Source organism: Streptomyces spongiicola (assembly GCF_003122365.1).
GTDB classification, from domain to species: domain Bacteria; phylum Actinomycetota; class Actinomycetes; order Streptomycetales; family Streptomycetaceae; genus Streptomyces; species Streptomyces spongiicola.
This window is the reverse complement of sequence record NZ_CP029254.1, coordinates 4,143,975-4,165,714: the sequence shown is the minus strand read 5'-3', so window position 1 is coordinate 4,165,714 and position 21,740 is coordinate 4,143,975. Positions and strand designations below refer to the sequence as shown.

Here is a 21,740-nt window from a genome sequence, read left to right as displayed (position 1 = left end):
CGGGTTGCGAGCCGGTCACCGGAGAGCGGGGCCGGCGGCCCGGCCGGCACTGGAGAGTCCCCCTCCGGTCGCTGAGGCGGCCCCGAGCCGCGCGGGCACGCCCGGACCGCGTACGGCGGGCCGGCATTGCGGTAACAGGACCATCGGACAGGCGACCGGTCCGGCGAACCGACCTCGGCAGTGGCCTTCCCCGGAGAAGTCCGGCGAGACGTACGGGCGGATGGAACCGGTAGGCGTCCGCCGGTCCGGCTCGGCCCCTCGGCCCACCGTGCTCTCTCGGGATCCCCGGAGCGCCTCGGGGTTGCCCTGCGGTTGCCTTGGGGTTGCCCTGGCCCCCTCGCCCCTCGTTGCGGAGACGCGAAGCCGCAGAGCCGCAGAACCGCAGAACCGCGGAACAGACAACGGCCTCACGATCCGGCGCCGCGGCGCCCGGCGGAGACGGTGCGTCGGCCGTGCCTCGGGAGCCCTGCCGGGCGTGCCGTCGGGGCGCCAGGGCATCGACGGGGCCGTTCGGCGCCGCGGGCCCCACCCCGGTCAGCAGACGACCGCCCGGACGAACACGCAGACGACCGCGAGGAGAGCACCGCCATGGGTGCTGCCGCACCCAACCAGGGCCTCGACCATGTCGCCCTCCGCACCCACGATCTCGACGCCACCGTCCGCTTCTGCACCGAAGCGCTCGGCTTCCGGTTCGACGCGAGTGGAGCGCGCCTCGGGCAGGAGTCCACCGCTGCGTCTTCCTGGACACGGGCGACGAACGGGTGCTCGAACTCTTCGACGCGGGTTCCACCCCGCCCGGCCGGTTCGGGCCGGCCCTTCGACACGCCTCCCCTCCCGACCGACGAGGAGCGGGCCCGCGCCGCCGCCCTCGTGCACTTCGCCCTCCGCACGGAAGACCCGGACACCCTCTACCGGCGGGCCGTCGACGCCGGCGCACGCTCGCTGACGGCCCCGACCGAGATCGAGACCACCGGCACGATGCCGATGACGCTGTACGTCGGTTTCGTGTACGGCCCCGACGGGGAGGGCGTCGAGTTCGTCAGGCGCCCCCACCCGAAGCAGGGCTGACGCACGCCGTCGCTCCGCCCCTGTCCGGTGCGGAGCGACGGCGTCGGCCGAGGGCCCCCTCACACGGCTCTCAGAAAGGTTCCCCAGCCGCCGTCCGGGGACTGCCCGACCTCGAGGGAGCGGAGCCTGGCGAGAATCTCCGGGTCCTGCGCGTCGAGCCAGTCGCAGAACTGCCGGAACGACACGAGGCGCACGTCCTTCTTCCCGGCCATGGCCTTCAGGGCCTCCTCGACGGCGTCCATGTAGATACCGCCGTTCCACTGCTCGAAGTGGTTGCCGATGAACAGCGGCGCGCGATTCGACTCGTAGGCCCGGCGGAATCCGCCGAGATAGGCCCCGGTGGCCTGCTTGCGCCAGCCCGGGTAGCGGGAGGGCACCCCGTTGGTCGAATTCCGGGACTGGTTGGCGAGTATGTTGTAGTCCATCGAGAGCACCTCGAAGGAGTGGCCGGGGAACGGCACGGCCTGTAGCGGCAGGTCCCACACTCCACCGCGTTTCCCGGGCCACTGCTGGCGGCCGCCCGGTGAGCTGGCGTCGTAGCGCCAGCCCAGCTTCCTCGCCGTCGGCAGGAGGTTCTCCTGACCGAGCAGACAGGGGGTGCGGCCGCCCACGAGTTCCCTGCGGTAGTCGAAGGGGAGCGGATCGAGGTCCGTCCAGCCGCTGTTGCTCTTCCACCGGGTGACGAAGGACACGGCCTGGTGGATCTCGTTCTCCCACTGGGCGGGCGTCCAGTTGCCGACCGAACCCTGCCCGCCGCAGAAATGCCCGTTGAAGTGCGTGCCTATCTCGTGCCCTTCGAGCCATGCCTGCCGTATGTACTTCAGGGTGTCCCTGATGTGCGCGTCGGTGAGATAGCCGATGTCGGAGGCCCCCACCGGATTGTTGGGCGGACGGTAGAGCGCCTTCCTGGACTCGGGCAGCAGATAGAGCCCGGAGAGGAAGAACGTCATCGACGCGTCGTGTTCTCTGGCGAGTTCGAGGAAACGCGGGAAGAGGCCGTTGCCGACCTCACCCGCGCCGTCCCAGGAGAAGATCACGAACTGCGGCGGCGCCTGGCCTGGTTCGAGCGGCGCAGGGGGCCCCGGCTGCCCGGGCTGCTCTCCCGTGTCGGCCGTCGAGCCGTCGCCTATGGGGCGCACCGGCCGCTGCGACGCACCGGGCCTCTCGCTGCCGCCCCCGCTCGTGTCATCCCCGCTCCGTCCCGGTTGACCGCCGCCCCGTCCCGGTTCACCGCCGCGCGAACCGGCGCCGCAGCCCGCGGCACCGATGGCCGCGGCGGCACCGAGTCCCGCTCCGAGCAGGCTCCTTCGAGTGATGTCGCGCATGCCGGCCGCCCCCGTTTCCCTGTCGCGTTCCCGCACGTACTCGCATGGAGAGAGATGGCGTGCGGAACGAGGGGGTTCCCGGGGTCAGCACGGAATGTGCGGGACGGCCATACGGCTATGCGCCAAACGCCTTGGACTTTCCCTTGACCGGTTTGGCACCCGCGAGGAGATGCGGAGGCACAAGATCGCGCGCGGGCTCCGCATACGCGACCGAGACGATCCCGTCGCCCTGGAAGGTGAAGGTCGTCAGCGATGCGAGGGTGCACTGCCGGCGGCGCGGGTCGTGCCAGAGCCGGCGCTTCTCCACATGGCTGCGCACGATCCAGATCGGCAGCTGGTGGCTCACCAGGACCGCCTCGTGGCCGCGGGCGGCGTCCCGGGCGGAGCCGAGGGCGCCCATCATCCGCACCACCTGGTCCACATACGGCTCTCCCCAGGACGGCCGGAACGGATTGGTGAGGTGCCGCCAGTTGCCCGGCCTGCGCAGCGCGCCGTCGCCTACGCCGAAGGTCTTGCCCTCGAAGACGTTGGCCGCCTCGATCAGCCGCTCGTCGGTGTCCAGGGTCAGCCCGTGGGACTTGGCGATCGGCGCTGCCGTCTCCTGTGCCCGCTCCAGCGGGGAGGCCGCGACATGGGTGACGTCGCGGTCGGCCAGGTACTCGGCGACCCGGTCGGCCATCCGGCGGCCCAGCTCGGAGAGGTGGTAGCCGGGGCGCCGCCCGTAGAGGACGCCGTCCGGGTTGTCCACTTCACCGTGCCGGATGAGATGGACGACGGTCCTCTCCGTATTGATTCCCGTACCGGTCATGCCGTGGCCTCCGCGGCGGCGCGGGCAGCGGCGGGCAGCGCGGCGGCGATCCGCTCGACGGCCGCGTCGTCGTGGGCGGCCGACACGAACCAGGACTCGAAGGCGGACGGCGGAAGGTAGACCCCTTGGGAGAGCATCGAGTGGAAGAAGGCGTTGAAGCGGAAGGCCTCCTGCCGCTTCGCGTCCTCGTAGTCCCGCACCTCGCCGTCGGTGAAGAACACCGAGAACATGTTGCTCGCGGTCTGCACCCGGTGGACGACTCCCTCCTTGGCCAGCGCGTCCGCGACCAGTCCCCGCACCGCCGTGGCGGCCCCGTCGACCCTGGCGTACGCCGCGTCGTCCAGGAGCCGGAGCTGGGCGAGGCCCGCGGCGGTCGCGACCGGGTTCCCGGAGAGCGTGCCCGCCTGGTAGACCGGACCGGCCGGGGCGAGGTGCCCCATGACGTCGGCCCGGCCGCCGAACGCCGCCGCCGGGAAACCGCCCCCCATGACCTTGCCGAAGGTCATCAGGTCCGGCACCACGCCGTCGACGCCGTACCAGCCGGCCTTCGACGTACGGAAACCGGTCATGACCTCGTCGGAGATGTAGAGCGCGCCGTTCTCGGCGCAGACGTCCTTGAGCCCCTGGTTGAAACCGGGCAGCGGCGGGACGACGCCCATGTTGCCCGGGGACGCCTCCGTGATCACACAGGCGATCTCGCCGGGGTGCGCCCGGAAGGCGGCGCGGACCGAGTCCGGATCGTTGTACGGCAGCACGATCGTGTCGCCCGCCTGCGCGCCCGTGACACCCGGGGTGTCCGGCAGCCCCAAGGTCGCCACCCCGGAGCCGGCGGCCGCGAGCAGCGCGTCCACGTGCCCGTGGTAGCAGCCGGCGAACTTGATCACCTTGGCCCGCCCGGTGAACCCGCGCGCCAGCCGGATCGCCGACATGGTCGCCTCGGTGCCCGAGGAGACCAGTCTCACCTGCTCGACCGGCCGGACCCTGGCCACGATCTCCTCGGCGAGCGCGACCTCGCCCTCACCGGGCGTGCCGAACGAGGTGCCGCGTGCGACGGCCTCCTGCACGGCGGCGGTGACCTCGGGATGGGCATGCCCGAGGATCATCGGGCCCCAGGAGCACACGAGGTCCACGTACTCGCGGCCGTCCGCGTCCATCAGGTACGGGCCGCTGCCGGACACCATGAACCGGGGGATACCGCCCACGGCCCGGAAGGCGCGGACGGGAGAGTTCACGCCGCCGGGCGTCACGAGGGAGGCACGGTCGAAGAGCGTCTGCGAAACTGGGGCGTCATAGGGAAAGCTCACGGAATCCATGGTGTCAGAGGCACGGGACGTTCTTGCGGACAGGTGTTTCACAGCACGTCCGCGGGGGAGGTCACTGTCACGATGATCGGGTTGCGCGGCGGGGGCCGTGCGTCCTAAAAGCAGTCGGGTGGAGATATGCATCGCGGTGGCGGACTGGGCGAGGGGACTGACGACCTGGGTCCCGAGCCTGCCCGGCGTGGGAAGCACCGGCGGCACGAGGCGGGTGCGCCCGAGCCCGTGGAGAGCAGGGGTGGCCGGGGCATGGGGGTGACCTACAAGTACTTCGGCGCGCCCGACGGTGCGACGGCCGCCCGGGTGCCGATCTCGATGCGCCCGGAGGAACTCGGGGGTGACGAACTCGGCATGGGCGGCATGTTCACCAAGATCAAACCCGAGACGATAGCCGCGATGGTCCTGACGGGCATTCAGGGCATGCCTCTGAACAAGGTGCCCCCGCTCGAACTCGTGGTCCTCCACCCCGACTACGCGGTGGTGAAGCTCCCGATGACGGTCGTCGACCCGCTCCGCGACATCGGCGAGGAGTCGGTGGGCGCGGCGGCGTTCATCTGGTCCACCGTGCCGGACCGCGGTGGGCCGCGGGACGCGTTCGACGTCTACCAACTGCTGCACGAGTGGCAGGATTTCAGCCATCGTCTGCACGAGGCGGGGCACCAGCCGTACTGCCTGGTGTGGCCCTGAGCGAGGGCGCTCGCAGATCGGGCGGGGACCGGCGGCCCGGGAAGCCGGGGCCGCCTGGCCGGTGTCCCCGCGGCGGTGACCGCACCGGGCCGGCGCGGCGGTGCCGGGCCCCTGACCGCCTCGCGGCGAAGGCCCGGTGAGGACCGGCCGGTCCACCCCCGGGCCGGGCCCGCCCTTCCGGAGTGCGCCGGGCGCTTCGGGTCCGGTGGAGACCGCTGGCTGGGGCCGTCCGCCCGATGGCATGCTGGCGGCGTGAGCGGACCGGAGATCCACATCAGCTTCGCCCCCGAGCTGCGGCTCTTCGTCCCGGCGGAGCGCCGGGAGGGGCGGACCCCGCTCGTCACGGACGGCTCGTCGAGCCTCGGGCATGTCGTGGAGTCGCTCGGCGTCCCGCTCACCGAGGCCGGGCGGCTGCTGGTGGACGGAGACCGCGTCGAGACCGCGTACGTCCCCTCGGAAGGCGAGCATGTCAGCGTCATGGGCGTCGAACGCCCGCAGCGGGTGCCCGGCGCCCCTCTCCGGTTCCTTCTCGACGTCCATCTGGGCACCCTCGCCCGGCGGCTGCGGCTCCTGGGCGTCGACGCCGCGTACGAGAGCGAGGACCTCGGCGACGCGGCACTGGCCGCGCTCTCGGCCCGCGAGCGGCGTGTGATGCTGTCCCGGGATCGGGGCCTGCTGCGCCGCCGGGAGCTGTGGTCGGGGGCGTACGTCTACAGCGACCGCCCGGACGACCAGCTCCGTGACGTGCTGCAGCGATTCGCTCCCGCTCTCGAGCCGTGGACCCGCTGCACGGCCTGCAACGGCCGACTCTCGAACGCGGACAAGGCCGCGGTGGAGCACCGGTTGGAGCAGGGCACACAGCGCTCGTACGACGTGTTCGCGCAGTGCACGGCCTGCGAGCGGGTCTACTGGCGCGGCGCCCACCATGCACGGCTGCAGTCGATCGTCGAGGGGGCACTGCGCGAGTTCGGCGGCGCGGGCGGCTGAGGGCCGTCCCGGCGCGGCCGACGGCGGCGGACCGCCGTGGACCGCGGCGGGCGGGGAATGCGCGCCTTCGCGGCCGACGGCGGAGGCCGGGGCATGCGCGCCGTCCCGGGCGGCTTTCACGGTGCCGCGGCCGTGAGGTACCGCTGGACCGTCGGGGCGAGCCAGGCGATCACCTCGTCCCGGGTCATGTCGACCGCCGGCGGTATCCGCAGCACATAGCGGGCGAGCGCCATGCCCAGGATCTGGGACGCGGCGAGCGCGGCACGGCGCGGAACCTCCTCCTGCACGGGGCACACTCCGGCGGTGACGGGAAGCAGCTGCCCCCGGAACACCTCCGCCATGCGCTCGGCGCCGGCGGCGTTGGTGACCCCGACCCGGAGCATGGCCGTCAGCACCTCGTCGCGCTCCCAGCGGTCGAGGAAGTGGGAGACGAGCACGGCTCCGATGTGCCGTCCGGGCATCGCCCCCAGCTCGGGAAGCCGCAGGTCGATCTCGGAGGCCGCGGCGAACAGGCCCTCCTTGTTGCCGTAGTAGCGCATCACCATCGACGGATCGATCCCCGCGTCCCTGGCGATGGCACGGATGGTGGCGCGGTCGTACCCGTCCGCGGCGAAGCGCTCGCGAGCGGCTTCGAGGATCGCGGCGCGGGTGGCGTCGGAGCGGCGCGGGGTGGCATGCGGTTCGGGAGTCACGCCAACAACTGTAGGCCAACAACCGTTGACATGCCAATGCGCCGGGGTCTACTGTCGCCTACAAGCGTTGGCAAACATTCGTTGGCGAACATTCGCCGACCTGCAGGCGCCGCCCCGTGGCCCACTCCAGGGCACCGGCTCCCCGGCGCACGACCATCGACAGGAGGCACCGTCATGACCGACGAGACCGCAGCCCGGAGCGCCATCACCGCCACGGTCACCTCCCCCGCCCCCACGCCCGCCTCCGCCTGGACCGGGACGGAGACGGAGACGGAGACGGAGACCGAGACGGAGACCGAGACGGCTGAGACGGCGGCGGAGACACAGGTAACGGTCGTGGGGGCGGGGCCCACCGGGCTTCTCCTCGCGGGCGACCTCGCGGCAGCCGGCGTCCGCGTCACCGTCGTCGAGCGGCGGGCGCCCGCGAGGAGCAATCTGACCCGGGCCTTCGGGGTGCACGCACGCACACTGGAGCTCCTGGACGCCCGGGGCCTGGCGGACGAGCTGGTGTCGCGGGGCACGCCCATCACGGGACTGAGCCTGTTCCGCCGGCTCTCCCTCGACCTGTCCCGGCTGCGCTCCCGCTTCCCCTATCTGCTGATAGCCCCGCAGTACGAGGTGGAGCGGCTGCTGGAGCGCCGTGCGCGTGCCGCCGGTGCCGCCTTCCGGTACGGCACCGAGCTGCGCGGGCTGCACCAGGACGCCGGATCGGTCACCGCCGACCTCCGCGGGGAGCACGGCGCGGAGACGGCGCTGCGCTCCCGCTACCTCGTCGGCGCGGACGGGATGCGCAGTGCGGTCCGGCGGTCACTCGGTCTGCCCTTCCCCGGGGTCTCTGCCATCCGCTCGATCCTGCTCGCGGACGTGCGGCTCACCGAGGAGCCGGAGAGCCTGCTCGCGGTCAACGGCACAGGACGTGCCTTCGCCTTCATCGCCCCCTTCGGCGACGGCTGGTACCGGGTGATGGGCTGGCGGCGCGACCGCTCCCAGCCGGAGGACCGGCCGGTCGAGCTGGACGAGGTGCGCGAGATCGCCCGCGAGGCGCTCGGCACCGACTACGGCATGCGGGACGCTCGGTGGCTCTCCCGCTTCCACAGCGACGAGCGCCAGGTCCCCGAGTACCGCCGGGGCCGCGTCTTCCTCGCCGGAGACGCGGCGCATGTGCACTCCCCCGCCGGCGGCCAGGGCATGAACACCGGCCTCCAGGACGCGGCGAACCTCTCCTGGAAGCTCACCGCCGTCCTGCGCGGCGACGCCCCGGACCCCGAAGCACTTCTCGACACCTACCAGTCCGAACGGCACCCGGTCGGCGCCCTGGTGGTGCGCAGCAGCGGGGCGATCGTGCGTCTCGCCATGGCGCACACACCCCTCCAGCGCCTCACCCGCGTCCTGGCGACGAGCTTCCTCAACGCGGTCCGGCCCGCGGCGGACAAGGCGGTGGGCATGATCTCGGGCACCGGCATCTCGTACGGGGCCCCGCGCGGCAGCCACCGGCTGACCGGCAGGCGCGCCCCCGACCTGGCCCTCCGGGAGGGCCGGCTCTACGAGCTGCTGCGCGCGGGCGGGTTCGTCCTGGTGGCACCGGACGGCTCGGACGCAGCCCCGCCGGCGGCGCCCGGCCCCGTCACCAGGGCCCACTGGCGCGACCCGCACCGCAAGGCGCTGCTGATCCGACCGGACGGGTACATCGCATGGGCACGGGAGTGAGCATGGGGCGCGGCCGCACACACACGCGGCACGGACCGGGCCGGGCGCGGACCGACCCCGCGTCCCGGCCGCGGCGGCCGACCGTGCCAAGCTGCCCCCATGGTCGTCGCCCGCTCCGTGTCCCTGTTCGTCGTCGCCGCCGTCTGCGAGATCGGCGGCGCCTGGCTGGTTTGGCAGGGAGTGCGGGAGCACCGGGGCTGGGTCTGGATCGGCGCGGGCGTTCTCGCACTGGGGGCGTACGGGTTCGTGGCCACCTTCCAGCCTCAGGACGACTTCGGGCGGGTTCTCGCGGCCTATGGCGGGGTGTTCGTCGCGGGTTCGATCGCCTGGGGCATGGTCGCCGACGGATACCGCCCCGACCGCTGGGACGTTGTGGGCGCCCTGGTCTGCCTGGCGGGCATGGCGGTGATCATGTACGGACCGCGCGGTCGCTGACCCTCTGCCTATCCTGGCGGGTGGCAACGATCATCCGACCCGGGAGCCGCCATGACCGCCACGCCCATAGCCGTCGTCACCGGAGCGAGCAGCGGAATCGGCGCCGCCACCGCGCGGAGTCTCGCCGCGGCCGGCTACCACGTGGTGCTCACCGCCCGGCGCAAGGAGCGGGTCGAAGCCCTCGCCGCCGAGCTGACGGAGGCCGGGCACCTGGCCGCGGCCCACGCCCTCGATGTCACCGACCGCGCCGCCGTGGACGCCCTCGCGGCCTCCCTCGACGGCTCAGGCCCCGTGAAGGTCCTGGTCAACAATGCGGGCGGGGCTCTCGGCGCCGACCCGGTCGCGACCGGCGACCCGGCGGACTGGCGTCAGATGTTCGAGGTCAACGTCATCGGCACGCTGAACATCACGCAGGCCCTGCTCCCCGCGCTCACCGCGAGCGGTGACGGCACCGTGGTCGTCCTCTCGTCCACCGCGGGCCACGGCACCTACGAGGGGGGCGCGGGATACGTCGCGGCGAAGCACGGGGAGCACGTCCTCGCCGAGACCCTCCGCCTGGAGATCGTCGGCACCCCGGTCCGCGTGATCGAGATCGCCCCCGGCATGGTGAAGACGGAGGGATTCGCGGCCACGCGGTTCCGGGGCGACACCGAGAAGGCCGCCAAGGTCTACGAGGGTGTGGCCCAACCGCTCACCGCCGAGGACGTCGCGGACACCGTGACGTGGGCGGTCACCCGCCCGGCCCACGTCAACATCGATCTGCTGGTCGTCCGCCCCCGGGCCCAGGCGTCGAACACCAAGGTCCACCGGGAACACTGACCCGCCCCGCCGGACGGCAGCCCGTCCGGGCCCGTGCTCCGCCCGGCCCCGGGTCGGAAGACCGGAATCGTGCGGTGCGGCGGCGTGTCGCCGCCACCGGGGCGAGGCCCGTCCGGGCCCGTGCGCCGCGGCGCACCCGCGGCCGGGCAGGCGGATGACCGATCGGCCGCGGCGGGGCTACCTCCGCCGCACGCCCTGACTCCGGTGGGCACGGAACAGGCCCGCGAACCGGCGGCGGGCGGAGGGCCGCGCAGGGCCCGGAGCCTGCGCGAAGGCCAGCGACGACAGGAAGGACAGGGACCTCAGCCGGGACAGCGACGCGTCCGCGGGCACCAGCGGCAGCCCCCGCATCAGGCGCGTCACCGCGATCGCGTAGGCGACGCCGAAGACGAGCGAGACCAGCAGTGCCAGGTGCTTCGAGAAACCGTCCACGAGCGGGTAGATCTGCCAGTGCGTCAGATAGATGTGCATCGAGCCGGCCGCCACCAGCCCGGCCACCTGGTTGACACGCTCCCGGCTGGGCAGCGTCGGCAGCCACACCAGCAGCGCGAAACCGGCGACCACGACCGCCTCGCGCCAGGGCTCACCGGGGAAGAACCCGGGCACGGTGGCGACGGCGGCCGCGGTCACCAGCAGCCGCTGCGCCACCGTCCGGGACTTCGCCGCCGCCCAGCCGAGCGCGAACAGCCAGAAGACGGTCACCGCGTCCGTCATCTGCGAGCGGTGCGGGAGTCCGACGAGGTCGTAGCGCGTGAGCAGGCCGAGGCCGGTGAGCGCCGCGGGAAGGGCGAAGGGGAAGCGGCGTTCCGCACGGTCCGCGAAGGGCAGGCAGAGGACGGCGGCGACCGCGACGAGGATGTAGACGAGGGCCTCGATGAACCAGGTGTGGATGCCCGGCCCCGTGTCCTGCGGCCTCAGGGCGTTGTGGAGCAGGAACAGGTTGGACAGCGTGTAGTCGTCGCTGACGAGGAGCGCGAAACCGATCCAGGCCATGCTCGGCAGGGCGATACGGGCGATGCTGCGCCCGACGCGGCCCAGGCGTTCGCGCCGTGCGGCGTCCGTGAGGTGGAAGCGGGCGAAGTTGTACCCGGCGACCGCGAGCAGCAGATGGGCTCCGCCCCTGATCGTGAAGACGCCGATGTGCGAGCCCACGACGCAGAAGATCGCCGCGGCGCGCAGCGCGACGCCGGTCTCCAGTCTGCGTCTTCGGGAGCGGGGCCGCCCCGATGGCGGTCTCTGCCCGGGCTGCCCGACGAGTTCGCGGATCGGGGTCGTGTGCCAGTCGGCCGGCAGACGGCCAAGGCGTTCCTCGAGGTGGATGGACATCTCCACGTAGGTCAGCGAGTCGCCGCCGAGGCCGACGAAGGTGCTGTCCCGTGTGACGTCCGGGCGGTCCAGGATCTGTGTGTAGAGCGCGCACAGGTCCGCCGCCGTGTCACCGCCGGAGAGCGCGGAGGGTGTTTCGCCGCGGTCCGGGCGGGTGAGTGCCAGCACGGCGGGGTAGTCGGCCTTGCCGGTGGCCAGACGGGGCAGTTCGTCCAGGACCCGGACACGTATGGCGCGCGCCGGCAGATCGCACTCGTCCGCGATCAGTCGCCGTATCCGCAGTTCGCCGGCGGCCCCGGAGTCGTCCGGACCGCCGGAGTCAACGGAGTCGTCCGGGCCACCGGACTGTCTGAAGTCGTGCCCGGAGCCGTCCGAGTGCCCCGGGCCGCCGCCGTCCCCGGGGCCGCCGCGGTCCCCTGTGCCACCCCGGCGGCCGGGGGCGATCGCCGCGACCGCGAGGGCCTCGTCGTCGCCGGTGCACAGCGCGGTGATCCCGTGCCCCGCGAGCATGGCCTCGACCCGCTCGGGGTCGATCCGCAGACCCATAAGCTTCACGAACCGGCTGCGGCGCCCGACGATCTCGTAGAGCCCCTCCGGGGTGCGCCGCGCGAGGTCGCCGGTGCGCAGTTCGTCCACCGTCCGCCCGAGCCCGAGGTCCTCCGGACCGCGGGCGTAGCCCAGCATGACGTTCGGCCCCGAGTACACGAGCTCCCCGGTGCCGGCTCCGGGGTGGTCCTCGACCGGTGCGATACGGAACGCCCCACCGGGAATCGGCACCCCGATCGCCGCCGGATGGGCGGCGGCCAGATCGGGCGGCAGATAGGCCATCCGGGCGGTGGCCTCGGTCTGGCCGTACATCACGAACAGGTCCCAGCCCCGGCGCGCCCCCAAAGCGGCGTAGTGCGCCACGCGCTCGGGCGCCAGTCGACCGCCGGCCTGGGTGACGTACCTCAGATGCGGAAGGTCCATGTCGGCGAATCCGACCCGGTCGAGCAGGTCGAAGGTGTAGGGGACGCCCGCCAGGGTGGTACCGCGGGCACCGCGGAAGAGGTCCCAGAAGCACGGGTCGGCCACCGACAGTCCGGTGAGGACGAGGCCCGCCCCGCGCAGCAGATGGCTGTGGACCACGGAGAGCCCGTAGCAGTAGTGCAGGGGAAGGGTCGTCGCGGCCCGGTCGGTGTCGCGGATGCCGAGGTACTCGGCGATCGACTCGGCGTTCGCCCGGAGGTTTTCGTGCGAGAGGCGGACCAGCTTCGGCGAGCCGGTGGAACCGGACGTACTGAGCAGCAGAGCGAGTTCCGGATGCAGTTCGTGGGCGGAGACCGCGCGCCGCTCCTCGAACTCCCACCTCCCCGGCGCCGGCCGCACGACGACATCGGGGTCGTACGCCGCGATCAGCGACTCCATCGCGTCCGGATGGTCGCCCGGCACCAGGAGGACGGGATGTCCCGCCGCCAGCGCGGCGAGATACGCGACCAGGGCCTCGGCCGTGTTCGCTCCGGGAAGCAGCACGAGCCGCCGCTCGGAGCCGAGACGCTGTGCGGTGCCCGCGACCCGCGCGGCGAGTTCGCGGTAGGAGGTCTCGCCGTCGGCGGTGATGAGGGCCGTGCGGTCGCCGTGGGTGGCGAGGCGGTCGGCGAGGGGCAGTATCCGGGCATCGGCGGGGGGTGCGGCGAGGGGCGGTATCCGGCCGTTGGCGGAGGGTGCGGAGTGGAGCGTCACGGGCGCATCGTAGGTAAGCCTTTCCTTATCGGGAAGAGGCGGGTCACCCCTTCGACACGGCGGGCGGCGGGCCGTTCGCCAACTACCCACCCCCGCAACGCAGTACGGGCCCCGGCTTCCCGGCGACCACTTCCGGCCCCTCCGCCGTGTCCAAGCCGTTACCTATGACACTATTGACTCTTAGGTGAGGTTTACCTTACTAATGCTCCGTTCAGTCGTTCCCCTTCCCGCACTGGTCCCCGCTCCACGGGACACGCTCCCCTCGTGACGGTGGTCATGTCAGAAAGGCCCTCACTCCTCATGCGACGCCCGCTGGCCCGCACCCTCGCCGCCCTCGCCGCGACGGCCCTGACCCTGCCCGTCATCGCCGGATGCAGCAGCGAGCCGGCCGGTCTCGTCATCTACTCCGGCCGGAACGAGAACCTCGTGGCGCCGCTCGTCGAGAAGCTCGAGGAGCACCTCGGCACCACCGTCGACGTCCGGTACGGCGGCAGCGCCGAACTCTCGGCGCAGCTCCTCGAGGAGGGGGACGAGACCGAGGCCGGCCTCTTCCTCTCCCAGGACGCGGGCGCGCTCGGCGCGCTCTCCAAGGAGGGCAGGCTCGCGCCACTGCCGCCGACGACCCTCGGCAAGGTCACACCGAACTACCGCGGCTCGGCCGGCGACTGGGTCGGCGTCAGCGGACGGGTCCGGGTCATCGCGTACGACTCCGGCAAGGTGACCGCACCCCCGGCCAGCGTGCACGACCTGGTGAAGCCCGAGTGGAAGGGCAAGGTCGGCTACGCCCCGGCCAACGCCTCCTTCCAGGCCTTCGTCACCGGTATGCGCGTCCTGGAGGGCGACGAGGCCACCCGCGGCTGGCTGAAAAAGCTGAAGGCGAACAGCCCGAAGGCCTACGAGAGCAACCTCAACGTCCTCGACGCCGTCGACTCCGGCGAGGTGTCCCTCGGCCTGCTGAACCACTACTACTGGTACGAGAAGGCGGCTGAGAAGGGCGCGGACAAGCTCCGGGCCAAGGTGCACTACCTCCCGAACGGCGACCCGGGCGGCCTGGTGAACGTCGCCGGAGTGGGTCTGCTGAAGGGCGCGGACAAGCAGCAGAGCGCCTACGCCCGGAAGGCCGCCGACTTCCTGCTGTCCGCCGAGTCGCAGCGCTACTTCGCCGAGGAGACCAAGGAGTACCCGCTCGCCGCGGGCGTCGAGCAGGCCGAGGGCGTCCCGCCGCTGGACTCCCTCCAGCCGCCGCAGATCGACCTCGGGCAGCTCGACTCACTGAAGGCGACCCTGGCCATGCTCCAGGACGTCGGAATGGTCTGACGGTGACCACACCGGATTCACCCGTCCGGAAGCGACCAGCCCCCCGCCCGGCCGCCGCCCCCGTGCCGGCCGGGCGCCGGCGCGCCGCGGTCCGGCCCCCCTGGCCGCTACTGCTCACCGCCTGCCTGGCCGGGGCGCTCGCCGTGCTGCCGCTCGGCTATCTCGCCGTGCGGGCACTGGAGCGCGGCCCCGCCTTCGCCTGGGACGTCATCGCCGACGAGCGGACCGGGTTGCTCATGCTGCGCAGTCTCGGGCTCGCCGCGGTCGTCGTCGCGGCCTGCCTGCTGCTCGGCGTGTCCCTGGCCTGGCTGACCGTGCGCACGGCACTGCCCGGCGTCCGCGTCTGGTCGGTGCTCGTGACCCTGCCGCTGGCCGTGCCCAGCTATGTCGCGGCGTTCACCTGGCTGTCCGCCGCGCCCTGGCTGGCCGGCTTCACCGGGGCCGCGCTCGCGATGACCCTGGTCAGCTTCCCCTATGTGTACCTGCCGGTCGCGGCCGCGCTGCGCGGGATCGACCCCGCGCAGGAGGAGGTGTCCCGCTCGCTCGGGCACGGCGCCGTGCGCACGTTCCTGCGCGTCGTCCTCCCCCAGCTGCGACCGGCCGCAGCCGGGGGCGGGCTGCTGGTCGCGCTCTACGTGCTGTCGGACTTCGGCGCGGTGTCGCTGATGCGGTACGACACCTTCACCCGCGGCATCTACACCTCCTACCGGGCCAGTTTCGACCGCACCCCCGCCGCGGCGCTGAGCGCCGTACTCGTGGTCATGACCGTGGCGCTGGTGGCGGCGGAGGCCCGCACACGGGGCCGCGCCGGGCACTCCAGGACCGGCCGGGGCACCGCACGCCCGGCGACGCCCCTCGCGCTCGGCCGGCTTCGGCTGCCCGCGCTCGCCTGGCTCGGGACCGTGGTCGTCGCCGCCGTGGGCTTCCCGCTGGGCGTGCTCGGCTACTGGCTGGCCGTCGGCTCGTCCGCGACCTGGGAGCCCGCCCTGCTCGCCGACACCGCGCTCACCACGCTGGGCGTGGCCGCGGCCGGCGCGGCGCTCACCACCGTGCTCGCCCTGCCGGTCGGTGTGATCGCGGCCCGCCACCGCGGCCGGGCGGCGCACCTGCTGGAGCAGGCCGCGTACGCCGGGCACGCCCTGCCCGGCATCACCGTGGCCCTGGCGCTGGTGTTCTTCGCCGTCCGCTACGCCCGCCCGCTCTACCAGGAACTGCCGCTGCTCGTCTGCGCCTACGCGGTGCTGTTCCTGCCCGTCGCGGTGGCCGCCACCCGGGCGGCCGTCCTCCAGGCCCCGCCGGTGCTGGAGGACGTCGCCCGCTCGCTCGGCCGCTCACCGCTGAGGGTGCTGCGCGAGGTCACCGTGCCGCTGGCCGCCCCCGGGGTCGCCGCGGGAGCCGCCCTGGTCTTCGTGGTCTGCATGAAGGAACTCCCCGCGACCCTGCTGCTGCGGCCCACCGGCATGGACACCCTGGCGAGCCGGCTGTGGACGGAGACCGGAGCCGGCTCGTTCGCCGCGGCCGCGCCCTACGCCGCCGCGCTGATCCTCCTCGCCGCCGTCCCGTCGTACCTGCTCGGAAGGCACCGCACATGACCGATCTTCAGATCGTGGGACTGGCCAAGGCGTACGGTCCCGGCGCCACCGTCCTGGACGACCTCGACCTCACCGTCCCCGGAGGCTCACTGGCCGCCGTCCTCGGCCCCTCCGGCTGCGGCAAGACCACCCTGCTCCGCATCGTCGCCGGCTTCCTGCACGCCGACGCGGGCACCGTCACCCTCGGCGGACGCGTCCTCGGCGCACCCGGCGTCCATCAGCCGCCGGAGCGCCGCCGCATCGGCATCGTGCCGCAGGAAGGCGCCCTGTTCCCGCACCTCAGCGTGGCCCGCAACGTCGCCTTCGGGCTCACCGGGCTGGACCGGGGCGCCCGCGGCCGGCGCGTCGGCGAGATGCTCGGGCTCGTCGGGCTCGACGGCTACGGCGACCGCATGCCGCACGAACTCTCCGGCGGACAGCAGCAGCGCGTCGCCCTCGCCCGCGCCCTCGCCCCCGCACCCGACCTCGTGCTCCTCGACGAGCCGTTCAACGCCCTCGACAGCGCACTGCGGGCGGGGGTACGGGCCGATGTGCGCGCAGCGCTCCGGGCCACCGGCGCCACGGCGGTCCTGGTCACCCACGACCAGCAGGAGGCGCTCTCCACGGCGGATCTCGTCGCGGTCGTCCGGGACGGCCGGGTCGCGCAGTGCGCGGCACCGCAGGAGCTGTACCGGCGCCCCGCGGACCCCTGGGTCGCCGCGTTCGTCGGCGACGCGGTGCTCGTCGGCGGCGCCGCCGAGGGCGGCACCGTGCATACCCCCCTGGGCCGCGTCGCCCTGGCGGGCGGAGCGGGCGCACCGGGCGGGCTCCGCGAGGGCCGGGTGCTGCTCCGGCCGGAGCAGCTCCGGCTGACCGACCCGGCCGCCGCCGACGTCCGGGGAACGGTGACCGACGTGCACTTCTACGGGCACGACGCGATGGTCACCGTCGCCGTCGACGGGGTGGACGCTCCGGTCGGCATCCGCGTCCCCGGCCCCGTACCGGTCCGGCCCGGCGGGCGGACGGGCATCCGTGTGACGGGAGAGGCGACGCTCCACCCGGCGGCCGGCTGACGGCGCCGGGGCGACGCCCGGCCGCCTCGTGGAGGAGAGCGGACAGGGGTCGTGGGCGCGTGGGTCGTGGGTCGCGGGTCGCGGGAGAGGGGTGCGTGGGAGCCGTGGGAGCCGTGGAAGGGGGAGACGGAACGGGCACGCGGTGAGAGACGGCCGGACGACGCCCGGACGCGGTAGCCGGGGGCCGGGCTGCGGGCATGTCCTTCGTCACACCCGGGCGGTGCCGCCACCGCCCGGGACGGTTCACCGCGCCCCGCCCCTGCCGCGGCGGAACCCGTACGGGCAAGGGCCCCGGCCGGGCCGGGTCCGCCGGCGCGGGCCCGCCGCGGCCCTCACCGCCCGGCTCCTCCGTAGCGCACGTCACACCCCGTCCCGCGCGCTCGTCGCCAACACTGGTTCGGACAAAGCGGCCGACAAGCGGAGGATCAGAGCCAGGTGGTGCATATACGAAGGGGCCGGCGCGGTCTGGCCGCCGCGCTCGTCGTCGGCGCGGTGGCCCCCGTGGTCGCGGGAACCGCGGCGGCCGACGCCCACGCGGCGGCGCCGCGGGTGAGGTGCAGCTCGGAGAAGGCCGGACTGGCGGCGAAGCTCCAGCGGGACATCACGGCGGCCCTGGCGGGCCGGACCGCCCTCACCGCGGTGTCCCTGCACGACCGCACGACGAAGACGGTGTGCGAACTGCGCGCGGACCAGCGGTTCGACTCCGCCAGCACCGTCAAGGTCACCGTCCTCGCGACACTGCTGTGGGACGCGGGCAGACGGGACCGCCATCTCACGGCGCGTGAGGCCGACCTCGCAACCGCCATGATCACGAAGTCGGACAACAAGGCGACGACCGCGTTGTGGAAGCAGCTCGGCACCGCGAAGGTCGGCGGCTTCCTGTCCGCGGCCGGCATGAACCGGACGGTACCGGGCGGCGACGGCCACTGGGGCCTGACCCAGATCACGGCCGGTGACGAGCAGAAACTGCTGGACCTGATCACCGCGAGGAACAGCGTGCTCGGCGACGACGCCCGGGCCTACGTCCTCAGACTGATGAACGAGGTCGTCCCCGCACAGCGCTGGGGCACCCCGGCGGGCGCACCGCGGTCGGCGGCACCGCACGTCAAGAACGGCTGGCTGTCGCGCGCCGCGGACGGCTGGCGGGTGCACGGCCTGGGCGCCTTCCTCGGCGGCGGCCACGACTACAGCATCACCGTGCTCACCCACGGCAGCAGGACGATGGCCGCCGGAGTCGAGACCACCGAGGCGGTGGCCCGCGCGATCCACAGGAACCTCGACGCCGCCGCGGGGGGCGTGGGCGTCACCCCTTGACGCAGATGACCTGCTTGAGCTTGGCGACGACCTGCACCAGGTCCTTCTGCTGGTCGATCACCTGGCCGATCGGCTTGTAGGCAGCGGGGATCTCGTCCACCACACCCGAGTCCTTGCGGCACTCGACGCCCCGCGTCTGCTCCTCGAGGTCCCTCGTCGAGAACCTGCGCTTCGCGGCGTTCCGGCTCATCCTGCGGCCGGCACCGTGCGAGGCGGAGTTGAACGACTTCGGGTTGCCCAGGCCGCGGACGATGTACGACTCCGTTCCCATCGAACCGGGGATGATCCCCCACTCCCCCGAGCCCGCGCTGATGGCTCCCTTGCGGGTGACCAGCAGATCCATCCCCTCGTAGCGCTCCTCGCTGACGTAGTTGTGGTGGCAGCTGATCACACCGGGGCGGCAGTCCTCGGTGCGCATCCGGCCTTCGGCGTCCTCCTGCTCGCAGGAGACGACGGAGTCGAAGGTGACCCTGGCCTTCGCGAACTCCCTGCGCACGACCTCCCGGAACAGCCCCATCATGATCGCGCGGTTGTACCTGGCGTACTCCTGCGCCCAGAAGAGGTCGTTCCGGTAGGCAGCCATCTGCGGGGTGTCCGAGACGAACACCGCGAGATCGCGGTCGACCAGGCCCCGGTTGTGCGGCAGGCTCCGGGCCTCGCCGATGTGGTACTCGGCGAGTTCCTTGCCGATGTTCCGCGAGCCGGAGTGCAGCATCAGCCAGACGGATCCGCTCTCGTCGAGGCAGAACTCGATGAAGTGGTTCCCGGAGCCGAGCGTCCCCAGCTGCCTGGCCGCGCGCTCCCGGCGGAACCTGACCGGATCGGCGATACCGTCGAACCGCGACCAGAAGTCGCCGAACCCCGCCGACGGGAGTCCGAACACCCGCCCGGGATCGACCGGGTCGTCGTGCATTCCACGCCCGACCGGGATCGCCCGCTCGATCCTGGAGCGGAGCCGGGAGAGATCGCCGGGCAGGTCGTTCGCGGTGAGCGAGGTCTTCACGGCCGACATCCCGCAGCCGATGTCGACGCCGACCGCCGCCGGGCACACCGCGCCTCGCATCGCGATGACCGAACCGACCGTCGCGCCCTTGCCGTAGTGCACGTCAGGCATCACGGCGAGCCCCTCGATCCAGGGCAGCGTCGCGACGTTCCGCAACTGCTGCATGGCGACGTCCTCGACCCCGGCCGGGTCCGTCCACATCCGGATCGGGACCTTGGCGCCGGCCACCTCCACATACGACATAGCTTCTCGATTCCCCCAATGAGACGTATAACGCAGAAGCGTCGCTGATACCCAGGAAAGGGTCGTCGAACCGGCGTTCACCGCTCCGCGTGCGGTAGACATTGTGTCCATCGGCGCGCATCGGGCGGCAACACGTTTTCCCCGCGGACGACGGCGGACAACGGCGGGGCGGCCACGGGCGGCCGGGCGGCACCGGGAACCGGTCGGCGACCGGCGACCGGTTCCCGGTTCCCGGTTCGGGCCGAAGGACGCAGGACACAGGACGGCGGAGAAGGGAGCCTGGGAACGTGCGGCGAAAGGGGTACGCGCCCGTCGTTGCGGCGCTTCTCGCGGCGCTCGCCACCGGCTGCACCGGCGGATCCGCCGACGGCGGCGCCACCAGTGAGGCCAAGGCCGGCGAGACCGCCGGGCCCGTCGCGGCTCCCGGCAAGTACCGCACGCTCTACGAGCCCTGCGGCGCGGTCGAGCGCACGATGCTCAGGGACCTGCTCCCCGGCGCGGCCCAGCTCCCCGACGAGCAGCAGGAGAAGATCTTCCGGGGTACGGCCGCCGTCACCTACGACACGGACCGCCGCGTCGGCTGCAGCTGGAAGGCCGACGCTCCCGACGCCTCGCACAACCTCCGCATCGACGTCGAACGGGTGGTGTCCTACGACCTGGACGTCAGCGACGAGCAGCGCACCCTGGAGGTGTACACCAGGAAGCAGGACGCGGCGCAGCTGCCGGCGCCCACCGCGGGCGGCCAGGGCGGCACCGGCGCCCCGGCGACGGTTTCCCCCGGCGCCGAGCCCTCCCCGGGCACCACCGCCCCGTCCGGCGCGACCGCCTCCGGCTCCCCCGGCTCCCCCGGCACCCCCGGCACCTCCGAGGGCCTCGAACCGCGCGTGCTCGACGGCCTCGGCGACGGCGCGTTCCTCGACGACGTCCTCACCCGGACCGGTTCCACCGCCCGGCACCGCACGGTGAGCGTGGTGTTCCGCACATCCAACGTGATCGTGACCGTCGAGTACGGCGAGCAGCCGGCCCGTGTCACGCAGATCCCGGACAGCGAGGAACTGCAGGAAAAGGCCCGGGGACTGGCCCGGAAACTCGCCGAGCGTTTCAACGACTAGCGCGCGGGCCTGGCCTCCGGTGCGGTTCGGCCGCTCCGCCGCCCGGTCCCGCCGGACCGCCGTGCCGTCGTACCGTGTCGGCGTACCGTGGCCGCCCGGGAACACCGGACCGTCCACCCGGAGGGCCCGGACCCGCGTCCGGTACTCCGGAGGACCGTACGACAACCGACTGAAGGAACCATGCACCGATCAGCCCCGCGACTCACCCGCATACTCGCCTGCGCCGCCGTCCCGGTGATGCTCGTCGTCGCCGGCTGCTCGTCGGACTCCGGCAGCGAGGGCTCCGGTCCGGCCGGCGGCTCCTCCTCCTCGCCCGAGGCCTCCGCCGCCGGCGGTGAGCAGTCCCCGGCGCCCGTGGAGCCCGCGAAGTACGCCAAGCTGCCCGAGCCCTGCAAGGCGCTGACCACCAAGACGGTCGAGGCACTGGTGCCGAAGGTGAAGAACAAGGCGGGCACCGCCGGCACCTCCAACGACACGGCCGCCCGCGGCAGCTGCTCCTGGAACGGCCTGGAGGACAAGGGCGTCAAGGGCTCGGACTACCGCTGGCTCGACGTGTCGTTCCAGCGCTTCGCGTCCGAGTCGGGCATCGGCAGCGGTGCGGACCGCGCCAGGGACGCCTACGAGAAGGAAGTGGGCGCGGTCAAGTCGACGGAGAAGGCCGAGAGCGTCAAGTCCTCGCCCGCCGCGGGCGTCGGCGAGGAGGCCACCGCGATCGCCTACGGCCTCACCAAGTCCGGCGAGGACTTCGCATACGCCACGATCGTGGCCCGCACGGGCAATGTCGTGATGACCCTCGGCTACAACGGCACGGGCTTCGCGGGCGCCAAGAACCCGGACCCGGCGCAGCTGATGAAGGACGCGGTGACGGCGGCCAAGGAAGCCGCCGCCTCCGTCGCCAAGGCCAACTAGGCGGGTTGCGAAACCGGCTCCGTCCGCCCGCAGGGCGGTGCCCGCGGTGCCCGCGGCGTCCGGTGCGTGCGACCGCGGGGGCGGGGGATCACCCTCACAGTGGATGCACCAGATGTACTGGATGCACTGGATGCGCCAGGTGCACCAGACACACTGGACCCGATGGGGCGATTCGGGCAAAGCGGCATGGCGTCTTCCGCGCCCGAAGGGCGGCGGCGGTGTGTGCCGGACGCCACCAGCCAGCAGGAACCTTCACAACCCGCCCCAGCCCGTCCCTCGCGGCAGCCCGGCGGCGTGGGACGGCGC

18 protein-coding genes are annotated in these 21,740 nt (G+C 73.0%); 12 read left to right on the top strand and 6 right to left on the bottom strand.

All coding sequences use genetic code 11. The features are described from left to right. The first annotated feature begins 588 nt into the window (after positions 1–588). On the top strand, positions 589–1,068 hold the full coding sequence (locus DDQ41_RS18360; RefSeq protein WP_109295461.1) for a VOC family protein: 480 nt from the start codon (positions 589–591) through the stop codon (positions 1,066–1,068). Between the two features lie 59 nt (positions 1,069–1,127). Here DDQ41_RS18360 and DDQ41_RS18355 read toward each other — a convergent pair whose 3' ends face one another. The 3 genes from DDQ41_RS18355 to hemL all read right to left on the bottom strand — a co-directional run bounded on the left by DDQ41_RS18355 (position 1,128) and on the right by hemL (position 4,514). Next, positions 1,128–2,393, bottom strand: a complete 1,266-nt coding sequence (locus tag DDQ41_RS18355; RefSeq protein ID WP_109295460.1) for a polysaccharide deacetylase family protein — start codon at positions 2,391–2,393, stop codon at positions 1,128–1,130. A gap of 115 nt (positions 2,394–2,508) precedes the next feature. Then, positions 2,509–3,201 (bottom strand): histidine phosphatase family protein, encoded by a 693-nt coding sequence (locus DDQ41_RS18350; protein WP_109295459.1) that lies wholly within the window; start codon positions 3,199–3,201, stop codon positions 2,509–2,511. Further along, complete coding sequence (hemL, locus tag DDQ41_RS18345; protein WP_109295458.1) at positions 3,198–4,514, bottom strand: glutamate-1-semialdehyde 2,1-aminomutase; 1,317 nt, start codon at positions 4,512–4,514, stop codon at positions 3,198–3,200. The genes DDQ41_RS18350 and hemL overlap by 4 nt, the downstream gene beginning before the upstream one ends. 126 nt (positions 4,515–4,640) lie before the next feature. Between hemL and DDQ41_RS18340 the strand changes: the two genes are divergently transcribed. Beyond that, positions 4,641–5,204 carry a hypothetical protein gene (locus DDQ41_RS18340; RefSeq protein ID WP_109295457.1) on the top strand — a complete coding sequence of 188 codons (564 nt, stop codon included), beginning with the start codon at positions 4,641–4,643 and terminating at the stop codon, positions 5,202–5,204. Between the two features lie 252 nt (positions 5,205–5,456). Next, on the top strand, positions 5,457–6,191 hold the full coding sequence (locus tag DDQ41_RS18335; protein WP_109297811.1) for a Mut7-C RNAse domain-containing protein: 735 nt from the start codon (positions 5,457–5,459) through the stop codon (positions 6,189–6,191). A 116-nt stretch (positions 6,192–6,307) separates the two neighbouring features. Here DDQ41_RS18335 and DDQ41_RS18330 read toward each other — a convergent pair whose 3' ends face one another. Next, the gene (locus DDQ41_RS18330; protein ID WP_109295456.1) at positions 6,308–6,883 is read right to left on the bottom strand and encodes a TetR/AcrR family transcriptional regulator; all 576 of its coding nucleotides are present in this window, start codon (positions 6,881–6,883) and stop codon (positions 6,308–6,310) included. 174 nt (positions 6,884–7,057) lie between these two features. On the opposite strand from DDQ41_RS18330, the gene DDQ41_RS18325 reads away from it, so the two are divergent. The 3 genes from DDQ41_RS18325 to DDQ41_RS18315 all read left to right on the top strand — a co-directional run bounded on the left by DDQ41_RS18325 (position 7,058) and on the right by DDQ41_RS18315 (position 9,844). Next, entirely contained in the window at positions 7,058–8,590 is a 1,533-nt protein-coding gene (locus DDQ41_RS18325) for an FAD-dependent monooxygenase (RefSeq protein ID WP_109295455.1), read from the top strand. 99 nt (positions 8,591–8,689) lie between these two features. Beyond that, the gene (locus DDQ41_RS18320) at positions 8,690–9,025 is read left to right on the top strand and encodes a YnfA family protein (protein WP_109295454.1); all 336 of its coding nucleotides are present in this window, start codon (positions 8,690–8,692) and stop codon (positions 9,023–9,025) included. A gap of 51 nt (positions 9,026–9,076) precedes the next feature. Then, positions 9,077–9,844, top strand: coding sequence for an SDR family NAD(P)-dependent oxidoreductase (locus tag DDQ41_RS18315; RefSeq protein ID WP_109295453.1), 768 nt, complete (start codon positions 9,077–9,079; stop codon positions 9,842–9,844). A gap of 177 nt (positions 9,845–10,021) precedes the next feature. Here DDQ41_RS18315 and DDQ41_RS18310 read toward each other — a convergent pair whose 3' ends face one another. Further along, entirely contained in the window at positions 10,022–12,856 is a 2,835-nt protein-coding gene (locus DDQ41_RS18310; protein ID WP_109297810.1) for an AMP-binding protein, read from the bottom strand. A 336-nt stretch (positions 12,857–13,192) separates the two neighbouring features. Between DDQ41_RS18310 and DDQ41_RS18305 the strand changes: the two genes are divergently transcribed. From DDQ41_RS18305 to DDQ41_RS18290, 4 genes are all read left to right on the top strand, one after another. Next, positions 13,193–14,209 (top strand): iron ABC transporter substrate-binding protein, encoded by a 1,017-nt coding sequence (locus DDQ41_RS18305; protein ID WP_109295452.1) that lies wholly within the window; start codon positions 13,193–13,195, stop codon positions 14,207–14,209. A 2-nt stretch (positions 14,210–14,211) separates the two neighbouring features. Beyond that, positions 14,212–15,801 carry an ABC transporter permease gene (locus DDQ41_RS18300; RefSeq protein WP_109295451.1) on the top strand — a complete coding sequence of 530 codons (1,590 nt, stop codon included), beginning with the start codon at positions 14,212–14,214 and terminating at the stop codon, positions 15,799–15,801. Further along, the gene (locus DDQ41_RS18295) at positions 15,798–16,853 is read left to right on the top strand and encodes an ABC transporter ATP-binding protein (RefSeq protein ID WP_109295450.1); all 1,056 of its coding nucleotides are present in this window, start codon (positions 15,798–15,800) and stop codon (positions 16,851–16,853) included. Before DDQ41_RS18300 ends, DDQ41_RS18295 begins: the two co-directional genes overlap by 4 nt. A gap of 435 nt (positions 16,854–17,288) precedes the next feature. Then, positions 17,289–18,167, top strand: coding sequence for a serine hydrolase (locus DDQ41_RS18290; protein WP_109295449.1), 879 nt, complete (start codon positions 17,289–17,291; stop codon positions 18,165–18,167). Here the strand turns inward: DDQ41_RS18290 and DDQ41_RS18285 are convergent. Beyond that, positions 18,157–19,413 carry an RtcB family protein gene (locus DDQ41_RS18285; protein WP_109295448.1) on the bottom strand — a complete coding sequence of 419 codons (1,257 nt, stop codon included), beginning with the start codon at positions 19,411–19,413 and terminating at the stop codon, positions 18,157–18,159. The two genes, DDQ41_RS18290 and DDQ41_RS18285, sit on opposite strands and share 11 nt — an antisense overlap. Before the next feature lie 287 nt (positions 19,414–19,700). Here DDQ41_RS18285 and DDQ41_RS18280 point away from each other — a divergent pair, with 287 nt between their 5' ends. Further along, positions 19,701–20,525 (top strand): hypothetical protein, encoded by an 825-nt coding sequence (locus DDQ41_RS18280; RefSeq protein WP_109295447.1) that lies wholly within the window; start codon positions 19,701–19,703, stop codon positions 20,523–20,525. Positions 20,526–20,705: 180 nt separating this feature from the next. Continuing rightward, the gene (locus DDQ41_RS18275; protein ID WP_109295446.1) at positions 20,706–21,434 is read left to right on the top strand and encodes a DUF3558 domain-containing protein; all 729 of its coding nucleotides are present in this window, start codon (positions 20,706–20,708) and stop codon (positions 21,432–21,434) included. The last annotated feature ends 306 nt before the right edge of the window (positions 21,435–21,740 follow it).

What these genes read in the sequence shown, in the direction of transcription:
- hemL (WP_109295458.1), bottom strand. Translation starts at nt 4,514, where the DNA reads ATGGATTCCGTGAGCTTTCCCTATGACGCCCCAGTTTCGCAGACGCTC.
- DDQ41_RS18285 (WP_109295448.1), bottom strand. Translation starts at nt 19,413, where the DNA reads ATGTCGTATGTGGAGGTGGCCGGCGCCAAGGTCCCGATCCGGATGTGG.
- DDQ41_RS18350 (WP_109295459.1), bottom strand. Translation starts at nt 3,201, where the DNA reads ATGACCGGTACGGGAATCAATACGGAGAGGACCGTCGTCCATCTCATC.
- DDQ41_RS18305 (WP_109295452.1), top strand. Translation starts at nt 13,193, where the DNA reads ATGCGACGCCCGCTGGCCCGCACCCTCGCCGCCCTCGCCGCGACGGCC.
- DDQ41_RS18325 (WP_109295455.1), top strand. Translation starts at nt 7,058, where the DNA reads ATGACCGACGAGACCGCAGCCCGGAGCGCCATCACCGCCACGGTCACC.
- DDQ41_RS18320 (WP_109295454.1), top strand. Translation starts at nt 8,690, where the DNA reads ATGGTCGTCGCCCGCTCCGTGTCCCTGTTCGTCGTCGCCGCCGTCTGC.
- DDQ41_RS18340 (WP_109295457.1), top strand. Translation starts at nt 4,641, where the DNA reads ATGCATCGCGGTGGCGGACTGGGCGAGGGGACTGACGACCTGGGTCCC.
- DDQ41_RS18315 (WP_109295453.1), top strand. Translation starts at nt 9,077, where the DNA reads ATGACCGCCACGCCCATAGCCGTCGTCACCGGAGCGAGCAGCGGAATC.
- DDQ41_RS18275 (WP_109295446.1), top strand. Translation starts at nt 20,706, where the DNA reads ATGCACCGATCAGCCCCGCGACTCACCCGCATACTCGCCTGCGCCGCC.
- DDQ41_RS18355 (WP_109295460.1), bottom strand. Translation starts at nt 2,393, where the DNA reads ATGCGCGACATCACTCGAAGGAGCCTGCTCGGAGCGGGACTCGGTGCC.
- DDQ41_RS18295 (WP_109295450.1), top strand. Translation starts at nt 15,798, where the DNA reads ATGACCGATCTTCAGATCGTGGGACTGGCCAAGGCGTACGGTCCCGGC.
- DDQ41_RS18360 (WP_109295461.1), top strand. Translation starts at nt 589, where the DNA reads ATGGGTGCTGCCGCACCCAACCAGGGCCTCGACCATGTCGCCCTCCGC.